The organism is Desulfonatronovibrio magnus (genome assembly GCF_000934755.1).
In the GTDB taxonomy this organism is placed as follows: Bacteria; Desulfobacterota; Desulfovibrionia; order Desulfovibrionales; family Desulfonatronovibrionaceae; genus Desulfonatronovibrio; species Desulfonatronovibrio magnus.
On sequence record NZ_JYNP01000084.1, the window covers coordinates 1,250 to 16,716 of the forward strand.

Sequence of the window (15,467 nt, forward strand, 5' to 3'; positions counted from 1 at the left end):
CTGCTCAAGTTCTATGTTGAAATAATCAAGATGCAGAACGACTCGAATATCAAAGAGTTGCCACCTCGGCTGGTTCTTGGTCTGTTAAAAGCTCTGGGGCCAAGAACTGCCCTGGAATACATTGAGATTTTCTTTACATACCTGGTTAAGAGCTCCGGCTATCTAAACCAGGAAGACTACAAAAAAGCTCTGGATCTCATTCCAGAGGGAGGTGAGAAGATAATGGAAACTTTAGCTGACCAGTGGCTTAGGCAGGGTAAGCATGAAGGGCTTATTATTGGAGAACAGAAAGGCGAACTTAAAAACGCCCAAGACACCTTGGTAGCCCTTGCAACAGAGCTATATGGACCGCTTCCTATGATGCTCTCAGTCAAAATTAGATCCATCCAGTCCATCGATAACCTTCGAATTTTAACCATAAAGATCATCAGAACTGAGTCCTTAAGGGAGTTTACAGAGCTGGTAGACAGGGCTGCTGAGAATTGACTTCTTGATTGTGCCATAAATAACGTGGAGCTACATGCTGTCTAGACAATAACTGGCCAGCTACGTCGACTTTTTAAACCTCTAAACTGTTTCCGCATACCTGACATCAAAAACATCCCAGGAGGCCAAAAATAGGCTTCCTGGGGGCTTCTTAATTCAAAGGGACATCCATGAAGCCAACAGTGAAGCCGACAGGGACAGACGAAATATGCTTTACTTTTTATTCCATCTCGGGTAAGTATCCTTCCATCAACACCAACCCCTCATCTTAAGGAGGTAAGCCATGCCCAGAAATGCCAGATTCACTCTGCCGGACAGACCGGCCATTTACCACATCATATCCCGAACAGCTTTGCCCGGCTTTCCCCTTGGTGACATTGAAAAAGACAAGCTGCTGGATATAATCAGATATTTCAGTAACATCTATTTTGTGGATATCCTTGGTTTCTCAATCATGGGGAATCACTGGCACCTGGCCGTGAAAGTCTACCCTCATGAATATGCTGACAGAGATGAGGTTAAAGAAAGATTTGCCAGGCGATACGGAGAGGATGTCCATTTTGGGGATCAGGATATGGAAAAGTTCAGCAAAAAATGGACTGATCTTTCTGAGTTCGTCCGAGAGATTAAGCAGACCTTTTCCCGGTATTACAATAAGAGGCATAACAGGCGCGGTTTTTTCTGGGGTGAGCGGTTTAAGAGCATGATCGTCCAGGAAGGCCATACCTTAGTGAACATGCTGGCCTATATCGATCTGAATCCCATAAGGGCAGGGATAGTAAAGAAACCCGAAGATTACCGCTGGTGTTCCCTAGGCTACCATACCCAGACCGGGAACAGGGATAATTTGCTGTCCATAGACTTTGGGATGAAGGAATGGAATGAGTTTGATCCCAAGGAGATTATCCGCAAATACAGACAGTTTGTATATGAAACAGGGGCTGTGGATGCGGGCAAAGGCAAGGTCATGGACAAAAAGATCGTGGAAAAGGCCAGGAAAAAGGGTTACAAAATATCCCGTGCTGAGAGGTTCAGGTACAGATGCCGGTATTTTACTGATTCCGGGGTGATCGGCGGGAAAGACTTTGTCCAGGAAGTATTTGATCAGGTCAAGCATCTGCTTCGGTCCAAGGACGAGCGCAAATTTACACCCGTAGGCGGGGTGGAGGGTTTATATTCTATGAAGCGATTGGGTAGTTCGTAGCCAGGGCATTCATTTTTCCCTTGCCTGCTCCTTAAAACCTCACTATATCTGTACCTCATGCACGCATACAATCCTCTTACAATATTTTAAGACCACTATGTCATTTGAAATTCCATCTCCACACGATGTAGGCTTCAAGACTTTTTTCCAGGATGAAGAGCTGGTCCGGGATTTCATTAACCTTTACATACCAGATGAAATCAAGTCATAAGAGAGATGATTTTTGAATACGCTTGTTAAAATGCAAGAAGCTTTGGAAAAGAAAAATATTATATGGCGCAGACATGTTTTATCTCGAATGCTGGAGCGTAATATTTCCAGGGATGATGTGTTTAACACTATACAGTATGGAAAAATTATCGAGTCCTATCCGGAGGACAAGCCATATCCAAGTTACCTTATATCTGGATTTTCAGGAGATAAGCGGATACATGTGGTTGCTTCATGGGACGATGGAGCACAAGCAGTATATATCATAACAGCATATATCCCTGATGAGGATCATTTTCAAGACAACGGTATAACAAGGAAAGCGAGGTAGTAAATGTTTTTTACCAAAGGATGCCCCTTGTGTGGCGGGAAGCAAAATCCAGGTACGACTACCTTCACAGTAGACAAAGGCAGCGTACTGGTAGTGGTGAGAAATGTACCGGCCATGGTGTGCGACCAGTGCGGAGAAGCGTGGATCATGGATTCAGTTGCCGAAGATCTGGAAAGAATTGTCTCAGAAGCCAGGTCTAAACGCAGCCAAGTGGAAGTGATTGACATGGCTGCCTAAACCTGTGTGGCACACATAAAAGTACGATAAAAAACAATCGTTACGCTTTTAACATGCAAAATAAAACTGGTTCTTTCCAGATACCTTAGGGAGCACACATGCCAACACAAAGCATATTCCTTTTACACTTTGCCAGAAGGAATTCGAATATCGAAATCCGAAACAATATCCAATGTTAAAAATTCAAATGTTAAAAACGGAAAATGAACAACAAGACAAAATAAAAGTTAGAAATTCGAAGCACTAAATTCGAAACAATTTCGAACGAATGATAAAAAATGAAAATGAATAAAACAAGATTGCGGGCAATTTAATGGGACAATGTTCATTTTTCAGTTTTTCTTACTATTGCACCAAATATATTCATTAGTTCAGTTGACTCTTGAAATAGCTTGTCACGTTCCTTTGCTATAACATGATTTTCGCCTACATCGAGGAGTTTAAGCCAATATCGAGATTCCTTGGCTTCCTTGCGACATATTTTGATTCGCATCAGGAAGTCTTTTTTGCTCAAAGAATCGTTGGCCTCTATATAATTCGCACCTACAGAACCAGATGATCGGACAAGTTGCTTGATGTCTTCCGTATTCGAAATTGAACGAGGCAGCAATTTGACAAACAACCTGACATTTTTTGCAAACAACGCAGTCCTTTCCTCAAGATCATAAGTTTTTGTCATTGCATCATTAAGTCATTTGAATTTGTTTCGGATTTCGAATTTCGTGCTTCGAATTTCCCACATGTGGATCACTTTGTATCAGCGCATTTTTTCCCATTGCCTGCACGCGTTATCCAGTGAATGGGGATAATTGCATTTACCAGATCGTTGACATTTCTCAAAAAGCGCTTTCCCAAACTCAGTTGGCTTTGCATTTCTATGCTTATTTTTGTAGTTTTTTTCTTCATTACTATTCCCTTTTTGTATCCACTCAAACCAGGATTCAAGATTGCGGCAAGGAATAAACAGCGCGCACTTTTCATCATCCCCGGGCATTTCCATTAATCTGTCGGCCAGTTCCTGAAAAAGCTGGGTTTTACGATCTTTCGGAGAAAGGCCATCACCATCGGTTATCACAACCAGCCAGTGATTTTCATTTTTGGGGCGCTTTCTTCTGGCAGCCAGTTCATCGGGGAAAAGATTCCTTACCTGCTGCTCACCTGATCCCCTCCCAGGTACTGTCTGGGATCTGTAGAATTCTGTTTTGTCTTTACCTATGGCCTTTTCAATGAAAGACTTGGCAAAATAATAGTCACGGGCTCCCTCGCATAAAATTGTGTACCGGATACGATCAGCTCTACGCGACATCGATCCAGCCCCTTTCAATGAGCTGATCAATGGAGATGGGTGCTTTTGAGTCAGCTGAGATGCGATACGTTCTGGTTGGTCCTGTACCATTGGCCCGCTCAAACCAGATACCTTTTTCAGCGGCAAGAAAATTGACAACCCTGGGGTGATGAGAAATGAGCAGGCACTGCTTGCCGTTCTCTTCGCATGCCTGAAAAACAAGATCCAGCCAGGGCTGAATTTCAGGCAAACTCAAGAAATTTTCCGGTTCATCCACACAGAGAGTGGCATCTTTTTGAGAAAACAGGCCAAAATAGGTTGTGTATAATCCGATAAGGGATTTCTGTCCTTCAGAGAGTTGCTTAAAAGGCAAGTGTACCGAACCACCAGACTCATTATCAAAACCAGCGTACAGCACTTTCCCGTCACCTGCATCTTTCAACCTTAAAGCCCTGAACCCGGGTATCCTGTCCCGCAAAGTCTCGGTTAATTCATAGATAACTTCAGGCTGGTCCTGCACGAGATAGCGATACCAGTCCGCCAGATCAGACAGATTCGCCAAAGGAGAAGTTTCTTCCTTTCGGCTTTCCTCATTCATCAAATCAGGGACGATCCGGAGAAGCCAAACCCTGGAAAGACGGTTTTTGAACCAGGTCATTTTTCTGTTGTCTTTCCCGGGCGCCAGGAAACCAACTCCTGACTGGGTCCAGTCAATGGGAAATGACGGACCTGTACTGCCGTCGTCCCTGTAAAGCTGGGCTTCTCCGAGACGCGCCTCAAACAAAGGTGTCTGGTTATATTTTAATATTTCTGAAAAAACCCGCTGCTGGCTGTTTGATCTGTCATATTCAACCTCAAGACTGTAGAAAAAAATATTTTCTTCTTCATCCTGGATTTCAATCTCCAGCTTTAAAGGGTTGTCCTCTCCAGAAACGCCCAAAGCGGTGTGGCTGATTGGAAAAGAATCTGATACCCGCTCTTTTTCACACACGAATGCTTTTATTTTTCCAAGCACTTCAAAAAAAACAGACTTGCCACCACCATTGGGACCGGCGATGAGTTGGAAATCATCCAGCTGCACTTCAAAGTTAATAAAGCATTTATAGTTATGAATGTACATTCTTCTGATCATGGTGATTCCTGGTTTCATGTTTTATTTATCTAAGCAATGATTGCTAATCCTGACAGGAGTTTACAGCAAAAAGAAAAATTCTGCAAATTTTGTTTTGTGCTATGCTGGAATTAAAAAACAAGAAATAAATTGCCCCACATTACTCAATATCTTCCAGGGTTATTAATTCACCTGGTTTAAAGGATCTTAATGTCCTTCTTCCCAGCAATTGATCTTCACATCAGGGCTGCAGGCCAGTACCAGGGCGAACCCAGGTCAGGTGCTGCTTTGACAAAACAGTCCCTTCAGGCAAATTCACGGAAGCGGCTATGGAACGTCTGATGTTGATCGCCGTACTCTCCTCGAATTGGCAAGGTATTTTCTGGCCTGATCTAAGCATCTGACTAACATTTTTAATGCCTGCCACCATGTTTTTGAACTCATCTGGATCCGCGGAAAGCTGATGATCCCGAAAACCGGAATAATTTTTATCCAGGGTGAAGTGTTTTTCCACAATGCGCGCCCCGGCTGCAACTGAATAAATGGCAGCATCAATGCCCAGGGTATGATCAGAGTACCCGATTACAGCTTCTGGAAATTCAGTTTTCAGGGTATGGATTGCTCCAAGGTTTGCCTGCTCCAATGAAGTAGGGTAGCTGGCTACGCAATGCAGGAGAGCCAGACCAGGATCTGAATTTGTATTTTGCCACACGTCTCTAACACGGGTGTAAATGTTTTGGATATGTTCCATGTCACACAGGCCAGTGGAAATGATTATGGGCTTATTAAAACCGGCCACTGTATCGATTAGTGGAAAAAATGCATTGTCACCGGAAGCGATCTTGAAAACCGGCTGAATTTGGTTGAGAAATCTTGCACTTTCAAGGTCAAAGGGCGTGGAGAGAAAGACAACTCCAGCTTGCCTGACCTGTCTTACCAGTTCTTCGAACTGCGCATAAGAAAGCTGGAATTTTTTCAACTGGGCTATTCTATTCTGGTCAGCGCAACTTGCCAGCCTTTCCGGGACTATGGTCTGAAACTTGACTGCATCGGCTCCTGCCTCTGCCGCCAGTTGGATCATTCTTTTGGCCAGCTCAAAATCGCCTTCATGGTTATTGCCGATTTCCGCAATAATAAAGACTTTTTCGCTGGTATCGAAATTGCCTATTTTCATTGTAATTCAACCTTATCAACTCAGATATTGGCCATGTTTCAGGGATGAATTGGGGGTTTCCTCAATTAAGTATTCTTTAAGCAGCAGCGCTCTGTCTTTACAGACAACATATGGACCTTGCCCCTGAATAAAACAGATCCGGCCCGAAGAGCCCCGTAAATCCATTTTAGGTATTTCAGCAGCAAGCAACCTAACTTTTTTTTGATCCAAAAAAGCCCACGCACCCGGATACGGACGGGTCAAAGCACGGATAAATCTATCTGCTTGTTTTGCTGTGAATCTGCTAAAATCAAGATATCCATCCCGGTCACTTCTCTGATGCCAGTACATGGCATTGTCTTCATCCTGAATACGTCCCGGGTTAGTTTCTGTTTCAATCCTTTCAATCGCATCAAGTACGAGACCAGGGAATAATTTGTTTGCCTGACCGTGCAGGTCAGCAATGGTATCTGAAGGTTCAATTTTGATGGCTTGCTCCGACAAAACCGGGCCCGTGTCTATCCCCTGGTCAATTTTTATTACCGAGATAACTGCCTCGGATTCTCCATTGATTATTTGCCAGTTAAGCGGTGAGCCACCCCGATACTCGGGCAAGCGACCTGCATGGAGGTTTATTACACCCATTCGAGGAATATTTATCAGCTCTTCTTTGAATATCGTGGAAAATCCAGCAATTATAAACAGCTCAGGCAATAGCGATTGCAGATGGGCAATCGCTTCAGTACTGTTTACGTTCTCCAGCCTCAAACAATCCAATCCGATCTTTTGAACTTCATCTTGGATCGGATCACATTTTTGTTTTGATGGTACAACCACTGCTGTAACAGCGTGCCTGGATTCCTGAACTGCTTTAACAACCGGGATACCCCGCGCACCGTTTAGGAAAATGATAATGTTTTTAATAAAACAGTTTTATTCTTGCTATTTTTTGGCAATTTGCAACCGCTCAAACAAATCCTTGTACCACTCAATGTAAAGGGGGTAGCCCTTTTCCAGAGGTCAGCTCGGGTTAAAGCCGATAAGGTCCCGGGCTTTATCCACATTTAAAGTTCCGCGCTGAGGCATTAGTTTATCCCTTTTAACATTACGCACATTAATACCGGGAAAATGCTGCTTGATAATCTCTGCCATATCTGCAACCGAGCAGGCACTGCCATAAGTGATATTGAAAATCTGGTTGTAGGCGTTTTTGTTGCCTATACATCTCGTTACGCCGTCTACAACATCGTTGATGTAGGTGAAATCCAGACGTTCAGTACCGTTGTCGGACATGACTATGTCTTCCCCGAACAGGGCATTCTCGATGAAAATCTGCCCCACACGACGGCTTATGCAGCGCTCACAGTAAAGGGCAGAGGGTCTTATAATAGTATAAGGCAAATCAAAAACCTGATTATTGCCCATTATTATCTTTTCAGAACCGAACTTGAGAGCGCCGTATATGCCCAGAGGCTCACAATAACTATCCTCCGCGACCTCCCCTCCCTTGAAATGTCCGTAAACCATGCTGGAGGAAAAAAAGATGAACTGCTCAACATTGGACGACCCGCCCCTTGCCCAGTCCAAAGTATTCTCAAGGGTGCGAAAGCTGTGGTCAAAGGTTGAGTAAGGGTCTTTATTTGATCTATTGGCATGGGAGACAGCGGCCAGCTGAATAATAACCTGGGGATCAATTTTGTTCAGTATCCTGGTCATAGCATGATAGTCTCTGGCATCCTGAACATGGATTCCTACTTGTGCTTCTTTAAGCAACCTGATTCTTTCCATGACAAGTGATGTGGAGAGCTTGTAACGTTGCAATAAAAATTCGAACAAAATCAAAAAAATGGGGTAACACTTTAAGCCTTGGCGGCGTTGTTTAACATCTCTTCAATTAACCTTGCTGCTTCTTCTTTTTGAGCTATATCAAGATCAGTTCTATCACTTATAGCTTCTACAAACTGGTTCCATAGAGGTTTTTTATAACTTCTGGAGTCTAAAAGTTCTTTGATATACTTTTGGCATTTGCGCAGATTAAAGCTTTTCAGAAAGTCCGATGTCAACTTCATAGCAACACACAACAGTTTCAAAGTCCCTTCAACGGAAGCCTTTTGATTGAGCTGTTCTTGCTTGCGTCTCTCGTTTTTCAGCATAAGCTCATAATTATAACGTCTGCGGCAATATTCCTGATACCTTTGTTCATCGAGTTCCTGTTGAATGTTTTTTAAGATGCCAAAAAAATAAGCAATGTTGCAACGCCCGGAATCGCGATTGACCGCTTTTAAGAATGCTTCCTCGGACTTGGCGATAGCTTCTCTGTCATAACGTTTGATACATTTCTCGGCTCTTTTTAGTTCCTCTGGTTCTAAGGTTATGTCGTGATTTTTGATAATCCAGTGCAACCTGTCCAGCTTTGGACTGCTTTCATCCCGATTTTTGTTTTTTTTGTACTCCTCGTGCTTTTTTTGTTGACGTACTTTTTCTTCATTACTGACTTTGGTCTGCATCACCCCTTGGGGTGATTTCTTGGAGTAGCGCAGATTCATCTGGTTGCGCATGGTCACGTATACGGTAATGATATTTTCCAAGATACTTTGACCTAAGTTCTGCATGGATGATGTATCAATGTGGATTGCACCTATGTTTTTTTTCAATTGGCTGAAAGCTCCCTCATCTGTACCGTTGCCTTTGGGGTTGCCAGGTCCTGCAGGCAAGAGCTGGATGTCAAACTCTTCAAGGTATTCACGGACGTTACCACTCAGGTTAGCACTGCCAGAATCCGAAATAACAGCCAGGGGAGGCCCCCATTGCCGAATATGTTGTTGCAGCACGCTTAAAACCGCCTCACTGGTTTCAGTGGAGCTTATTTCAAAGCCGGTATGACAGAAGCTGGTCACATCAACTCCCAGTTCAAGGTTATATTTGAAGACCTGGTTGCCCAGGGTGATTTCTAATTCGCTTCCGTCAAGGCTTAGTTGGCCGTTGGGTATCCTCCGGCAAAGACTTTGATAGAATCTGGGCCTTTTTTTTCTGGTTTCAGGTTTGTACAGGTCATTGGCAGTAAGTATATCCTGTATTGTTTTCCAGCCCAAGTTAAGATTAAACATCTGATTTAGCTCCCGGGCAAAACGATGGATACGGATCCTTTTACCACGCTCTTTGAGTTCTCTGCCCTTGTCTACGATCAGGCGCACAGTATCAATATCTACTTTGCTCGCTTTGCCCCGATTGTCGACTTTTTTATAGGGTTTAAGTTCGTCATCGAACTCCCTGTTCCAAGACTGCAGGCCACTAACAGAGATTCCCAAAACCCAGGCAATCAGATTTAGCGCTCTTTCCTGGGCTCGCAGAAAAGTTACTGCTTTTTCTTTGTCCTGCGTTTGGAAGTGTTTTTTTTGAGGCCAGCCACTCATCAACATGGTGGATTTCCCAGGCCAGTTTACGACCCTCGTTCTCGAAGTCGACCCGGTCATACTCTTTTTTGAGTTTTTCATATTCTGTCCGCAGTTTGGTCAGCTCCTGTTCGAGTTCCTTTTGCCCGGCTGTATCAGGAATATGTTTTTTAACCCATTGGTATCCGGTTTTACGGGATACTCCAGCTCTTTGACAGACGCTTGTCACGTCAAAATCCCTGTTGAGGTTCTTTTCCCTCTGAATCTGGCGGGCCTGAATCAAGATAGCCACTTCTTCCGGGGTCAGGGAATCAGCCATAAAGTCCTCCTTTAACCATTACAGGCTGCCCCAGAATGTATAAAGTAATAGTTCCATCCGGGGACAGCACCAGGTTGGCAATACTACGTTCCACATCATGTTCCTGGCTGGTGACATCGCAATTCTTTGCTATCTCGTCAAGAGCCTTGTCCGCCTGGCCATGGAAACGTTCTGCAGGGACTAAAAAACCGCCGATTCCTTGATGCGGACGTTTGGAGTTATAGTGATCAACCCATTGTGCAAGCGCACAAGATGCCTGCTCCAGAGTAGAAAAATGCTTCTGTCTGAAAAGCTCATTTTTGATACGTTTGTTTAAGGCCTCCACTTTACCCAGGGTTTGAGGGTGATGGGCACGGGCATGAGTATGATCGATACCCTCATGTTCCAAATACTTTTCAAAACGGTTGATGCCACGCCAAGAATAAAACACGAACCCTCGATCGGTAAGTAGTTCCTCTATTTTGCCATACCTGGTAATAGCATCTTGGACCAGAATGGTTACCTCGTCTGCAGAGGTATGCTCCACAAGCCTGTAGCCCAGGATGAAGCGCGAATAATCGTCTATGAGCAAAATCAGGTAGACTCTGGCCTTGTTTATGTGCAACTCCAGGATATCCATCTGGGCCAGCTCCAGAGGGCGGCCTGCTTCAAAACGTTGAGGCTCAGTGTGCTCCTTCTTTGTCTGTCTGGGTTCGTAACCATTGGCCAACATCACTTTCCTGATGCTGCGAATGGAAATGGTTTTGCCTTGTCTGCGCAAATGGCTGCGGACTTGTCCAGGGCCAAAGCCCGGATTGGTCTGCCAAGTGTTAAGAATGGCTTCTTCCTGGTCCGGCGTAATTTTTTTTACGCCACGCCCTGGTCGATTGGGTTGATGCTCGAGAAATGCCTCGCGCACCATGGTTTCAAGCTTGTTTTTCCAGTCATAGACTGTTGTGTAGTGGACACCTGCAATATCTGCAGCTTCTTTAAACCCGATTTCTTGAGCCTTCTCTACAATAGTCAGCTTTTGTTGCTGATCGAAAAATTTGCTTCCCATAACACTCTCTCCTTAAGGGATATGCCAAGAGAAAGTGTTACCCTGAGTTAAAACCTTTTGTACGGATTCTTTTTAACAGATACAATAAACTACAACAACCCGAATAGGAGGAAAACATGAAAGATCAAAATTGTGGAGGAAATCAAGTGACGATCCAGCTTATTGCGACTGTATTAGCGTGCCTGTGGGAAGCCTTCGGCCCTGATTCAACGAGGAAGTAATCATGTGGTGTGTAATTAAAATAGAAAGTTTTTAGGAACAGATGTGGCGGAGTCAGAGCATGTCTTTGAAAATGAAACTAAAGCACGTGAGTACGCTGCTCTGATAATCAGGCAGTCCGGTGTGTACTGAGTTATGATTGAGTTCTATGAACATAATTAGCTTAGGGAGGTAAGAATATGGACTTACAGGATGCTCATGGAGTTTCAAGGATAGGCTCTAAGCTCAGATATGAAATTCGCAGAAATAAACAGTCCTTCCACAAGCGTAAGCACATCTTCTGGAAAAGACAGGCTTACGCTCTGTGGTGCGCTGTAGTAATTCTGATTGGCTTTGTAATCCTCTGGTAAAACCTAGAGTAAAAAGAAGGGACGCACGAGTGCCCTTCTTTTAGCCTGGCATACCCTTAGAATCCAATTACTATGCACGTAGCTGCCTACTTTTGAACACGTATATATTTTGGTGACTTCAGGTATGGCCGAGCAAAATTACTTAGTTTAGAGGACTTTTTTATAATATCAAGTTAAAATAAATTCAAACGATAGAACTTAACGTTTACCTACCAAAGTGAAGGTAGCGGGGTAGCACATTAAAGTTAAAGCATTGAATTTACAGGGTTTTATGAAAAACCAGAATGTCAACTTTTGCCATAAAGTTGATATTTAATCTGCTTGCAATATTTCAAGCCTTAAGATATATACTCAATATGTCATTTGAAATTCCATCCCCACACGATGTAGGCTTCAAGACCTTTTTCCAGGATGAAGAGCTGGTCCGAGATTTCATCAAATATTACATACCGGATGAAATCAAGGCCTACCTGGATCTGTCAGTACTAGAAATTGATATCAGCGGGTTTGTAGCTGAAGAGTTCAAAGAGTTCCGCACTGACGTGGTTGTCAGAGTTCGGCTAAAAAACACCGACCAGATGGTAGATCTCTATTTTTTGTTTGAACATAAAAGTTATCTGGACAGGTACGCACTACTTCAAGCTCTTCACTATTCAGTCCAGAAATGGATGAATCTGTACAGACGTAACAAGCTGTCAGGCTACTTGCCTATAGTCATTCCTGTGATTATCTATCACGGTGTAAGCAAATGGACATTCAGCCACGAATTTGAAGACTATTTTGAAATACCCCATGAATCATTCAGGGTTTTTATTCCTAAATTCAGGCATTTGCTGCATGACATAACCCATATGGCAGACGAGGCTTTCAAAACCTCTATCCTTATGGAAATATTTCATCTGCTCTTTAAGTATATTCACTTCCCTGAACTGGACATAAAGTTGCAGGAAATATTTGACTTACTTGAACAGCTGCCTGATGAGGATAAAAGGAAAGAATTTCTGTTTAATATTTTGAAATACGTACTGGCATCTGGCCCTTTGAGTAGGGCACGAGTAACCCAGCTTACCAGACGATTTCCAGGAGGTGAGGATATGGTAGGAGTAGCAGCACAAGAAATTGAAGAAAGAGTTGAGCAAAAGTATCTACAAATAAAACCACAGTGGGTTGCCGAGGGCAAGCTTGAAAACGCCCAGGAAACCTTGATAGACCTTGCAACAGAGGTATACGGACCAATACCCGGCATGCTCCAGGTTAAAATCAAGTCCATTCAATCCATAGAGAACCTCAGGGCTCTAAACAGAAAAATAATCAGAACAGAGTCATTGGATGAATTCACAAAAATGGTAAACAAAGCAGCACTCAACTAACCCTACACTAAACAAAAGGCCACCCCGAACCAACAGGGTGGCCTCCGTAATATCCCCAACAGTTACGCAGCCTCGCCCAGAGGCACCACATTCACTGCATCAGCCAGGGTCTGCTCGGACAGATGGGCATAACGCATTGTGGTACTGATCTGGCTGTGTCCCAACAACTTTCCTACCTCGTATATGCTGCGTCCTCCGTTAATCAAAAAACTCGCGAAACTGTGCCTGAGCGTATGCATGCATATGTCCTCTAATCCAGCTCGTTTTCTGGCCATGTCCCATCCGTAGTACACGCAATTATAAGGCTTTTTTGTTCTGGGATTCGCAAACACGTATGGGCTGCCCTCTACTTTTTTTATTCCGTCCAGTACTTTCAGCGCTTTACCCGACAGCGGCACAGTCCTTGGCTTTCCTGTTTTTGTGATGGAAATCCGCCATGTTTTTCTTTCCAGATCGAAGTCTTCCCACTTGGCATCCATAACTTCCCTCTTCCTGGCTCCGGTAAGCACAAGCAGCAAAACAATGGGCTCAAGCACCTTGCTCTTGCTGACCTTCAATGCATTAGACAGGGCGCACAGTTCCGCAGGGGTCAAATATCTATCGCGCATATTGTTCTCCTCAAACTTTTTGGTATTCTGAGTTGGGTTATCTTTTAACCCGGGCGTCTGCCATTTTATAGCAAGGTTGAATATAAAATTCATCAGAATAAGCAGCCTGTTTACTGTAGCTGGAGCTAAATCAGTGGCCATCTTCTGGCTATGAAACTCTGTAACCATCTCAGCAGTAATCTCGTCCAGATACAAAGAACCAAATTCCGGCAGAATATGGTTTCTAAGCATTCCCTCATCAAGCTTCCAGGATTTCTTATAGCTCTTGATATACGGTAAAAATCTGTCACTTACAAACTCATCAAACCTGGGTACGACTTGAAGGCTCTTCTTCTCTTGACCGGGGTCCTTGCCCATAGTCACATTACCTAAAACCCTATGCCCAAGTTCTCGGGCCTGGCTTACTGAAATATCTCCTGCCCTGCCAAGCTTCATCTGTTTGTACCTGCCCCTTTGATCCTTGTACTTGATGAAAAACGTTTTAGTTCCAGTCGGCCGGATTTCAAGGATAAGTCCCCTGCATTTCGCATCGTGAAACCTTTCTTTGTCCTTCCCCTTCCCACAGCTCACCTTGTTTACAAAACCCTGAGTTAAATTTTCCACTGCCATTCAGACATTCCTCTTTATACAATTTTTAGAGTATAATGAAGAAATGGGAAAAATTTTAATTTTTTTTTTGATACTGAGGGCATATTGAAGTCGCATTTACAGCAACCTAATCCCTTAAAGCCGTTGATATACGGGGCTTCACGGATATTTTCCAAAGTAAAAAAAGTTTTTTTCTGTATTTTTCCGAGGGCATACGGAAGTCTTGGACACAAAAGTCGAGTACATGTCCACTGGAACATGCGAAAATGCTAGGTTTTGCATTTCTCAGCACTTTTACTACTGGTGATGATGTGGTTGGTCCGGACCAGGAAGAGCCCTTCCAGACCACTGATAATGATGACACAATTATCGCAGTTTCAGACAGCGTTCCTAATGGCACCCTGAATCCAAATGATATTATTGATGGTGGTGATGGACATGACACACTCCAAGTTGAGATGAAAGCAAATTTCAATGGTTTCAATGCTGATAAGGGACTGACAAGCGTTGAAGCAGTTGAACTTACTAACACTACATCATTTGATCGCACATTTAACGCTAAAAATATTGAAGATGTTCAAAACTGGACAATCGATGCTGGAGCAAGGTCATTCAACCTTACTAACCTGGCAGAAATTCCATCAGTTATCGAACTTACTCAGTCAGACAGAACATTCAAGGCGACCTTTGCTGAAGAAGTGCTTGATGGGGACAATGATGAGCTGAAAGTTGCTCTGAACGAAGTTGGTTCAGATGATAAGTCAGTTAAAATTGAAGTGACTCCAGATGGAACCGAAGCTCTTGAAGTAGTCAGCGTAGAAGCAATAGCTGACACAAGCAATAACATTAACTTAGCAGGCACAGCAGTTGAGACCATCAATTTGTCTGGTGCTGGCGACCTCAAGATTACTGCAGTAGATGCCGGGCTTGAAGTCTTTAACGGCTCAGGTATGACCGGAGATATTAACGCAGACCTTAGCGGTGCTACAGTTGAAGAAGTATCTGGTGGAGCAGGCGATGACACTATCAAGGTAAGCAAAGCTGACCAGGAAGCAGTATTCAGTGGTGGTGATGGTAATGATAATTTGATCCTGAATGTAGGTGGTAGCAAAATCAAGGGGAACCTTGATCCAACCATTAATGGCTTTCAGACCTTGACTCTTGACCTGTAAGCCCTCACAGGGTAATTTTTTTTCATCAAGGTGCAATTTTTTACTGACGACATCTTAAATTCTTTGATACGGTTCTTCCAGATTACGAGGGGGAAGGACCTTGCCAGACAAAAAATACTATATACGAGGCCGTCATATAGGCGATAATGACCTGGATATGATCCGGGCTGTCATTGCCGATCATTGGGACAAAGGCCGATCCGCCATCTCAAGAATCCTTTGTCAGAAATGGGATTGGCGGCAGGCTAACGGTCTTTTAAAGGAACGCGGCTGCCGGGTCCTGCTTCTCACGCTTGAAAAGAAAGAAGAAATCAAGCTGCCTCCCCGGATGTGGGAGAGCTTCAGGTTTCCCAAGCGGGCCGACCGCCGGGAATATGCACACGATACCACTCC

Annotated in this window: 17 protein-coding genes and 2 pseudogenes; 9 read left to right on the forward strand and 10 right to left on the reverse strand. The window is 43.8% G+C overall.

What is annotated here, in order from left to right:
• From LZ23_RS24590 to LZ23_RS09330, 5 genes and pseudogenes are all read left to right on the forward strand, one after another.
• Window positions 1–486 (forward strand): annotated as a pseudogene (locus tag LZ23_RS24590) (Rpn family recombination-promoting nuclease/putative transposase); the annotation flags it as partial.
• Between the two features lie 283 nt (window positions 487–769).
• Window positions 770–1,690, forward strand: a complete 921-nt coding sequence (locus tag LZ23_RS09320; protein WP_045213591.1) for a transposase — start codon at window positions 770–772, stop codon at window positions 1,688–1,690.
• Window positions 1,691–1,787: 97 nt separating this feature from the next.
• Entirely contained in the window at window positions 1,788–1,901 is a 114-nt protein-coding gene (locus LZ23_RS24020; protein WP_157493170.1) for an Rpn family recombination-promoting nuclease/putative transposase, read from the forward strand.
• A 12-nt stretch (window positions 1,902–1,913) separates the two neighbouring features.
• Window positions 1,914–2,231 carry a DUF4258 domain-containing protein gene (locus LZ23_RS09325; RefSeq protein WP_198145949.1) on the forward strand — a complete coding sequence of 106 codons (318 nt, stop codon included), beginning with the start codon at window positions 1,914–1,916 and terminating at the stop codon, window positions 2,229–2,231.
• Between the two features lie 3 nt (window positions 2,232–2,234).
• Complete coding sequence (locus LZ23_RS09330) at window positions 2,235–2,468, forward strand: type II toxin-antitoxin system MqsA family antitoxin (RefSeq protein ID WP_045213595.1); 234 nt, start codon at window positions 2,235–2,237, stop codon at window positions 2,466–2,468.
• Between the two features lie 325 nt (window positions 2,469–2,793).
• On the opposite strand, the gene LZ23_RS09335 is transcribed toward LZ23_RS09330, so the two are convergent.
• The 9 genes from LZ23_RS09335 to LZ23_RS09375 form a co-directional block, all read right to left on the reverse strand.
• Complete coding sequence (locus LZ23_RS09335) at window positions 2,794–3,147, reverse strand: four helix bundle protein (RefSeq protein ID WP_045213596.1); 354 nt, start codon at window positions 3,145–3,147, stop codon at window positions 2,794–2,796.
• 78 nt (window positions 3,148–3,225) lie between these two features.
• Entirely contained in the window at window positions 3,226–3,774 is a 549-nt protein-coding gene (locus tag LZ23_RS09340) for a hypothetical protein (protein ID WP_045213598.1), read from the reverse strand.
• Window positions 3,764–4,885, reverse strand: coding sequence for an AAA family ATPase (locus LZ23_RS09345; protein ID WP_045213600.1), 1,122 nt, complete (start codon window positions 4,883–4,885; stop codon window positions 3,764–3,766). Before LZ23_RS09345 ends, LZ23_RS09340 begins: the two co-directional genes overlap by 11 nt.
• A gap of 220 nt (window positions 4,886–5,105) precedes the next feature.
• Window positions 5,106–6,038, reverse strand: a complete 933-nt coding sequence (locus LZ23_RS09350) for an N-acetylneuraminate synthase family protein (RefSeq protein WP_045213616.1) — start codon at window positions 6,036–6,038, stop codon at window positions 5,106–5,108.
• Between the two features lie 15 nt (window positions 6,039–6,053).
• The gene (locus tag LZ23_RS09355; RefSeq protein ID WP_332308276.1) at window positions 6,054–6,941 is read right to left on the reverse strand and encodes a methionyl-tRNA formyltransferase; all 888 of its coding nucleotides are present in this window, start codon (window positions 6,939–6,941) and stop codon (window positions 6,054–6,056) included.
• A gap of 96 nt (window positions 6,942–7,037) precedes the next feature.
• Entirely contained in the window at window positions 7,038–7,805 is a 768-nt protein-coding gene (locus tag LZ23_RS09360; protein WP_052507268.1) for an NAD-dependent epimerase/dehydratase family protein, read from the reverse strand.
• A gap of 71 nt (window positions 7,806–7,876) precedes the next feature.
• Entirely contained in the window at window positions 7,877–9,325 is a 1,449-nt protein-coding gene (locus LZ23_RS09365; protein WP_045213604.1) for an integrase catalytic domain-containing protein, read from the reverse strand.
• Window positions 9,309–9,728 (reverse strand): transposase, encoded by a 420-nt coding sequence (locus LZ23_RS24025; protein ID WP_045213606.1) that lies wholly within the window; start codon window positions 9,726–9,728, stop codon window positions 9,309–9,311. Before LZ23_RS24025 ends, LZ23_RS09365 begins: the two co-directional genes overlap by 17 nt.
• Complete coding sequence (locus LZ23_RS09375) at window positions 9,721–10,767, reverse strand: DDE-type integrase/transposase/recombinase (RefSeq protein ID WP_045213608.1); 1,047 nt, start codon at window positions 10,765–10,767, stop codon at window positions 9,721–9,723. The genes LZ23_RS24025 and LZ23_RS09375 overlap by 8 nt, the downstream gene beginning before the upstream one ends.
• A 398-nt stretch (window positions 10,768–11,165) precedes the next feature.
• Between LZ23_RS09375 and LZ23_RS24030 the strand changes: the two genes are divergently transcribed.
• Window positions 11,166–11,336, forward strand: a complete 171-nt coding sequence (locus tag LZ23_RS24030; protein ID WP_157493172.1) for a hypothetical protein — start codon at window positions 11,166–11,168, stop codon at window positions 11,334–11,336.
• 284 nt (window positions 11,337–11,620) lie between these two features.
• Window positions 11,621–12,706 carry an Rpn family recombination-promoting nuclease/putative transposase gene (locus LZ23_RS09380; protein ID WP_045213610.1) on the forward strand — a complete coding sequence of 362 codons (1,086 nt, stop codon included), beginning with the start codon at window positions 11,621–11,623 and terminating at the stop codon, window positions 12,704–12,706.
• Between the two features lie 62 nt (window positions 12,707–12,768).
• On the opposite strand, the gene LZ23_RS09385 is transcribed toward LZ23_RS09380, so the two are convergent.
• Window positions 12,769–13,923: a site-specific integrase gene (locus tag LZ23_RS09385; protein ID WP_045213611.1), complete on the reverse strand. Its 1,155-nt coding sequence runs from the start codon at window positions 13,921–13,923 to the stop codon at window positions 12,769–12,771.
• 245 nt (window positions 13,924–14,168) lie between these two features.
• Here LZ23_RS09385 and LZ23_RS09390 point away from each other — a divergent pair, with 245 nt between their 5' ends.
• Window positions 14,169–15,074, forward strand: coding sequence for a hypothetical protein (locus tag LZ23_RS09390; RefSeq protein ID WP_045213613.1), 906 nt, complete (start codon window positions 14,169–14,171; stop codon window positions 15,072–15,074).
• A gap of 100 nt (window positions 15,075–15,174) precedes the next feature.
• A pseudogene (locus tag LZ23_RS09395) lies at window positions 15,175–15,467 on the forward strand (hypothetical protein); the annotation flags it as partial.

Coding starts and splice junctions, on each gene's coding strand:
- LZ23_RS09345 (WP_045213600.1), bottom strand. CDS start 4,885: ATGATCAGAAGAATGTACATTCATAACTATAAATGCTTTATTAACTTT.
- LZ23_RS09335 (WP_045213596.1), bottom strand. CDS start 3,147: ATGACAAAAACTTATGATCTTGAGGAAAGGACTGCGTTGTTTGCAAAA.
- LZ23_RS24030 (WP_157493172.1), top strand. CDS start 11,166: ATGGACTTACAGGATGCTCATGGAGTTTCAAGGATAGGCTCTAAGCTC.
- LZ23_RS09375 (WP_045213608.1), bottom strand. CDS start 10,767: ATGGGAAGCAAATTTTTCGATCAGCAACAAAAGCTGACTATTGTAGAG.
- LZ23_RS09360 (WP_052507268.1), bottom strand. CDS start 7,805: ATGGAAAGAATCAGGTTGCTTAAAGAAGCACAAGTAGGAATCCATGTT.
- LZ23_RS09340 (WP_045213598.1), bottom strand. CDS start 3,774: ATGTCGCGTAGAGCTGATCGTATCCGGTACACAATTTTATGCGAGGGA.
- LZ23_RS24025 (WP_045213606.1), bottom strand. CDS start 9,728: ATGGCTGATTCCCTGACCCCGGAAGAAGTGGCTATCTTGATTCAGGCC.
- LZ23_RS09350 (WP_045213616.1), bottom strand. CDS start 6,038: ATGAAAATAGGCAATTTCGATACCAGCGAAAAAGTCTTTATTATTGCG.
- LZ23_RS09385 (WP_045213611.1), bottom strand. CDS start 13,923: ATGGCAGTGGAAAATTTAACTCAGGGTTTTGTAAACAAGGTGAGCTGT.
- LZ23_RS24020 (WP_157493170.1), top strand. CDS start 1,788: ATGTCATTTGAAATTCCATCTCCACACGATGTAGGCTTCAAGACTTTT.
- LZ23_RS09390 (WP_045213613.1), top strand. CDS start 14,169: ATGCTAGGTTTTGCATTTCTCAGCACTTTTACTACTGGTGATGATGTG.
- LZ23_RS09380 (WP_045213610.1), top strand. CDS start 11,621: ATGTCAACTTTTGCCATAAAGTTGATATTTAATCTGCTTGCAATATTT.
- LZ23_RS09320 (WP_045213591.1), top strand. CDS start 770: ATGCCCAGAAATGCCAGATTCACTCTGCCGGACAGACCGGCCATTTAC.
- LZ23_RS09330 (WP_045213595.1), top strand. CDS start 2,235: ATGTTTTTTACCAAAGGATGCCCCTTGTGTGGCGGGAAGCAAAATCCA.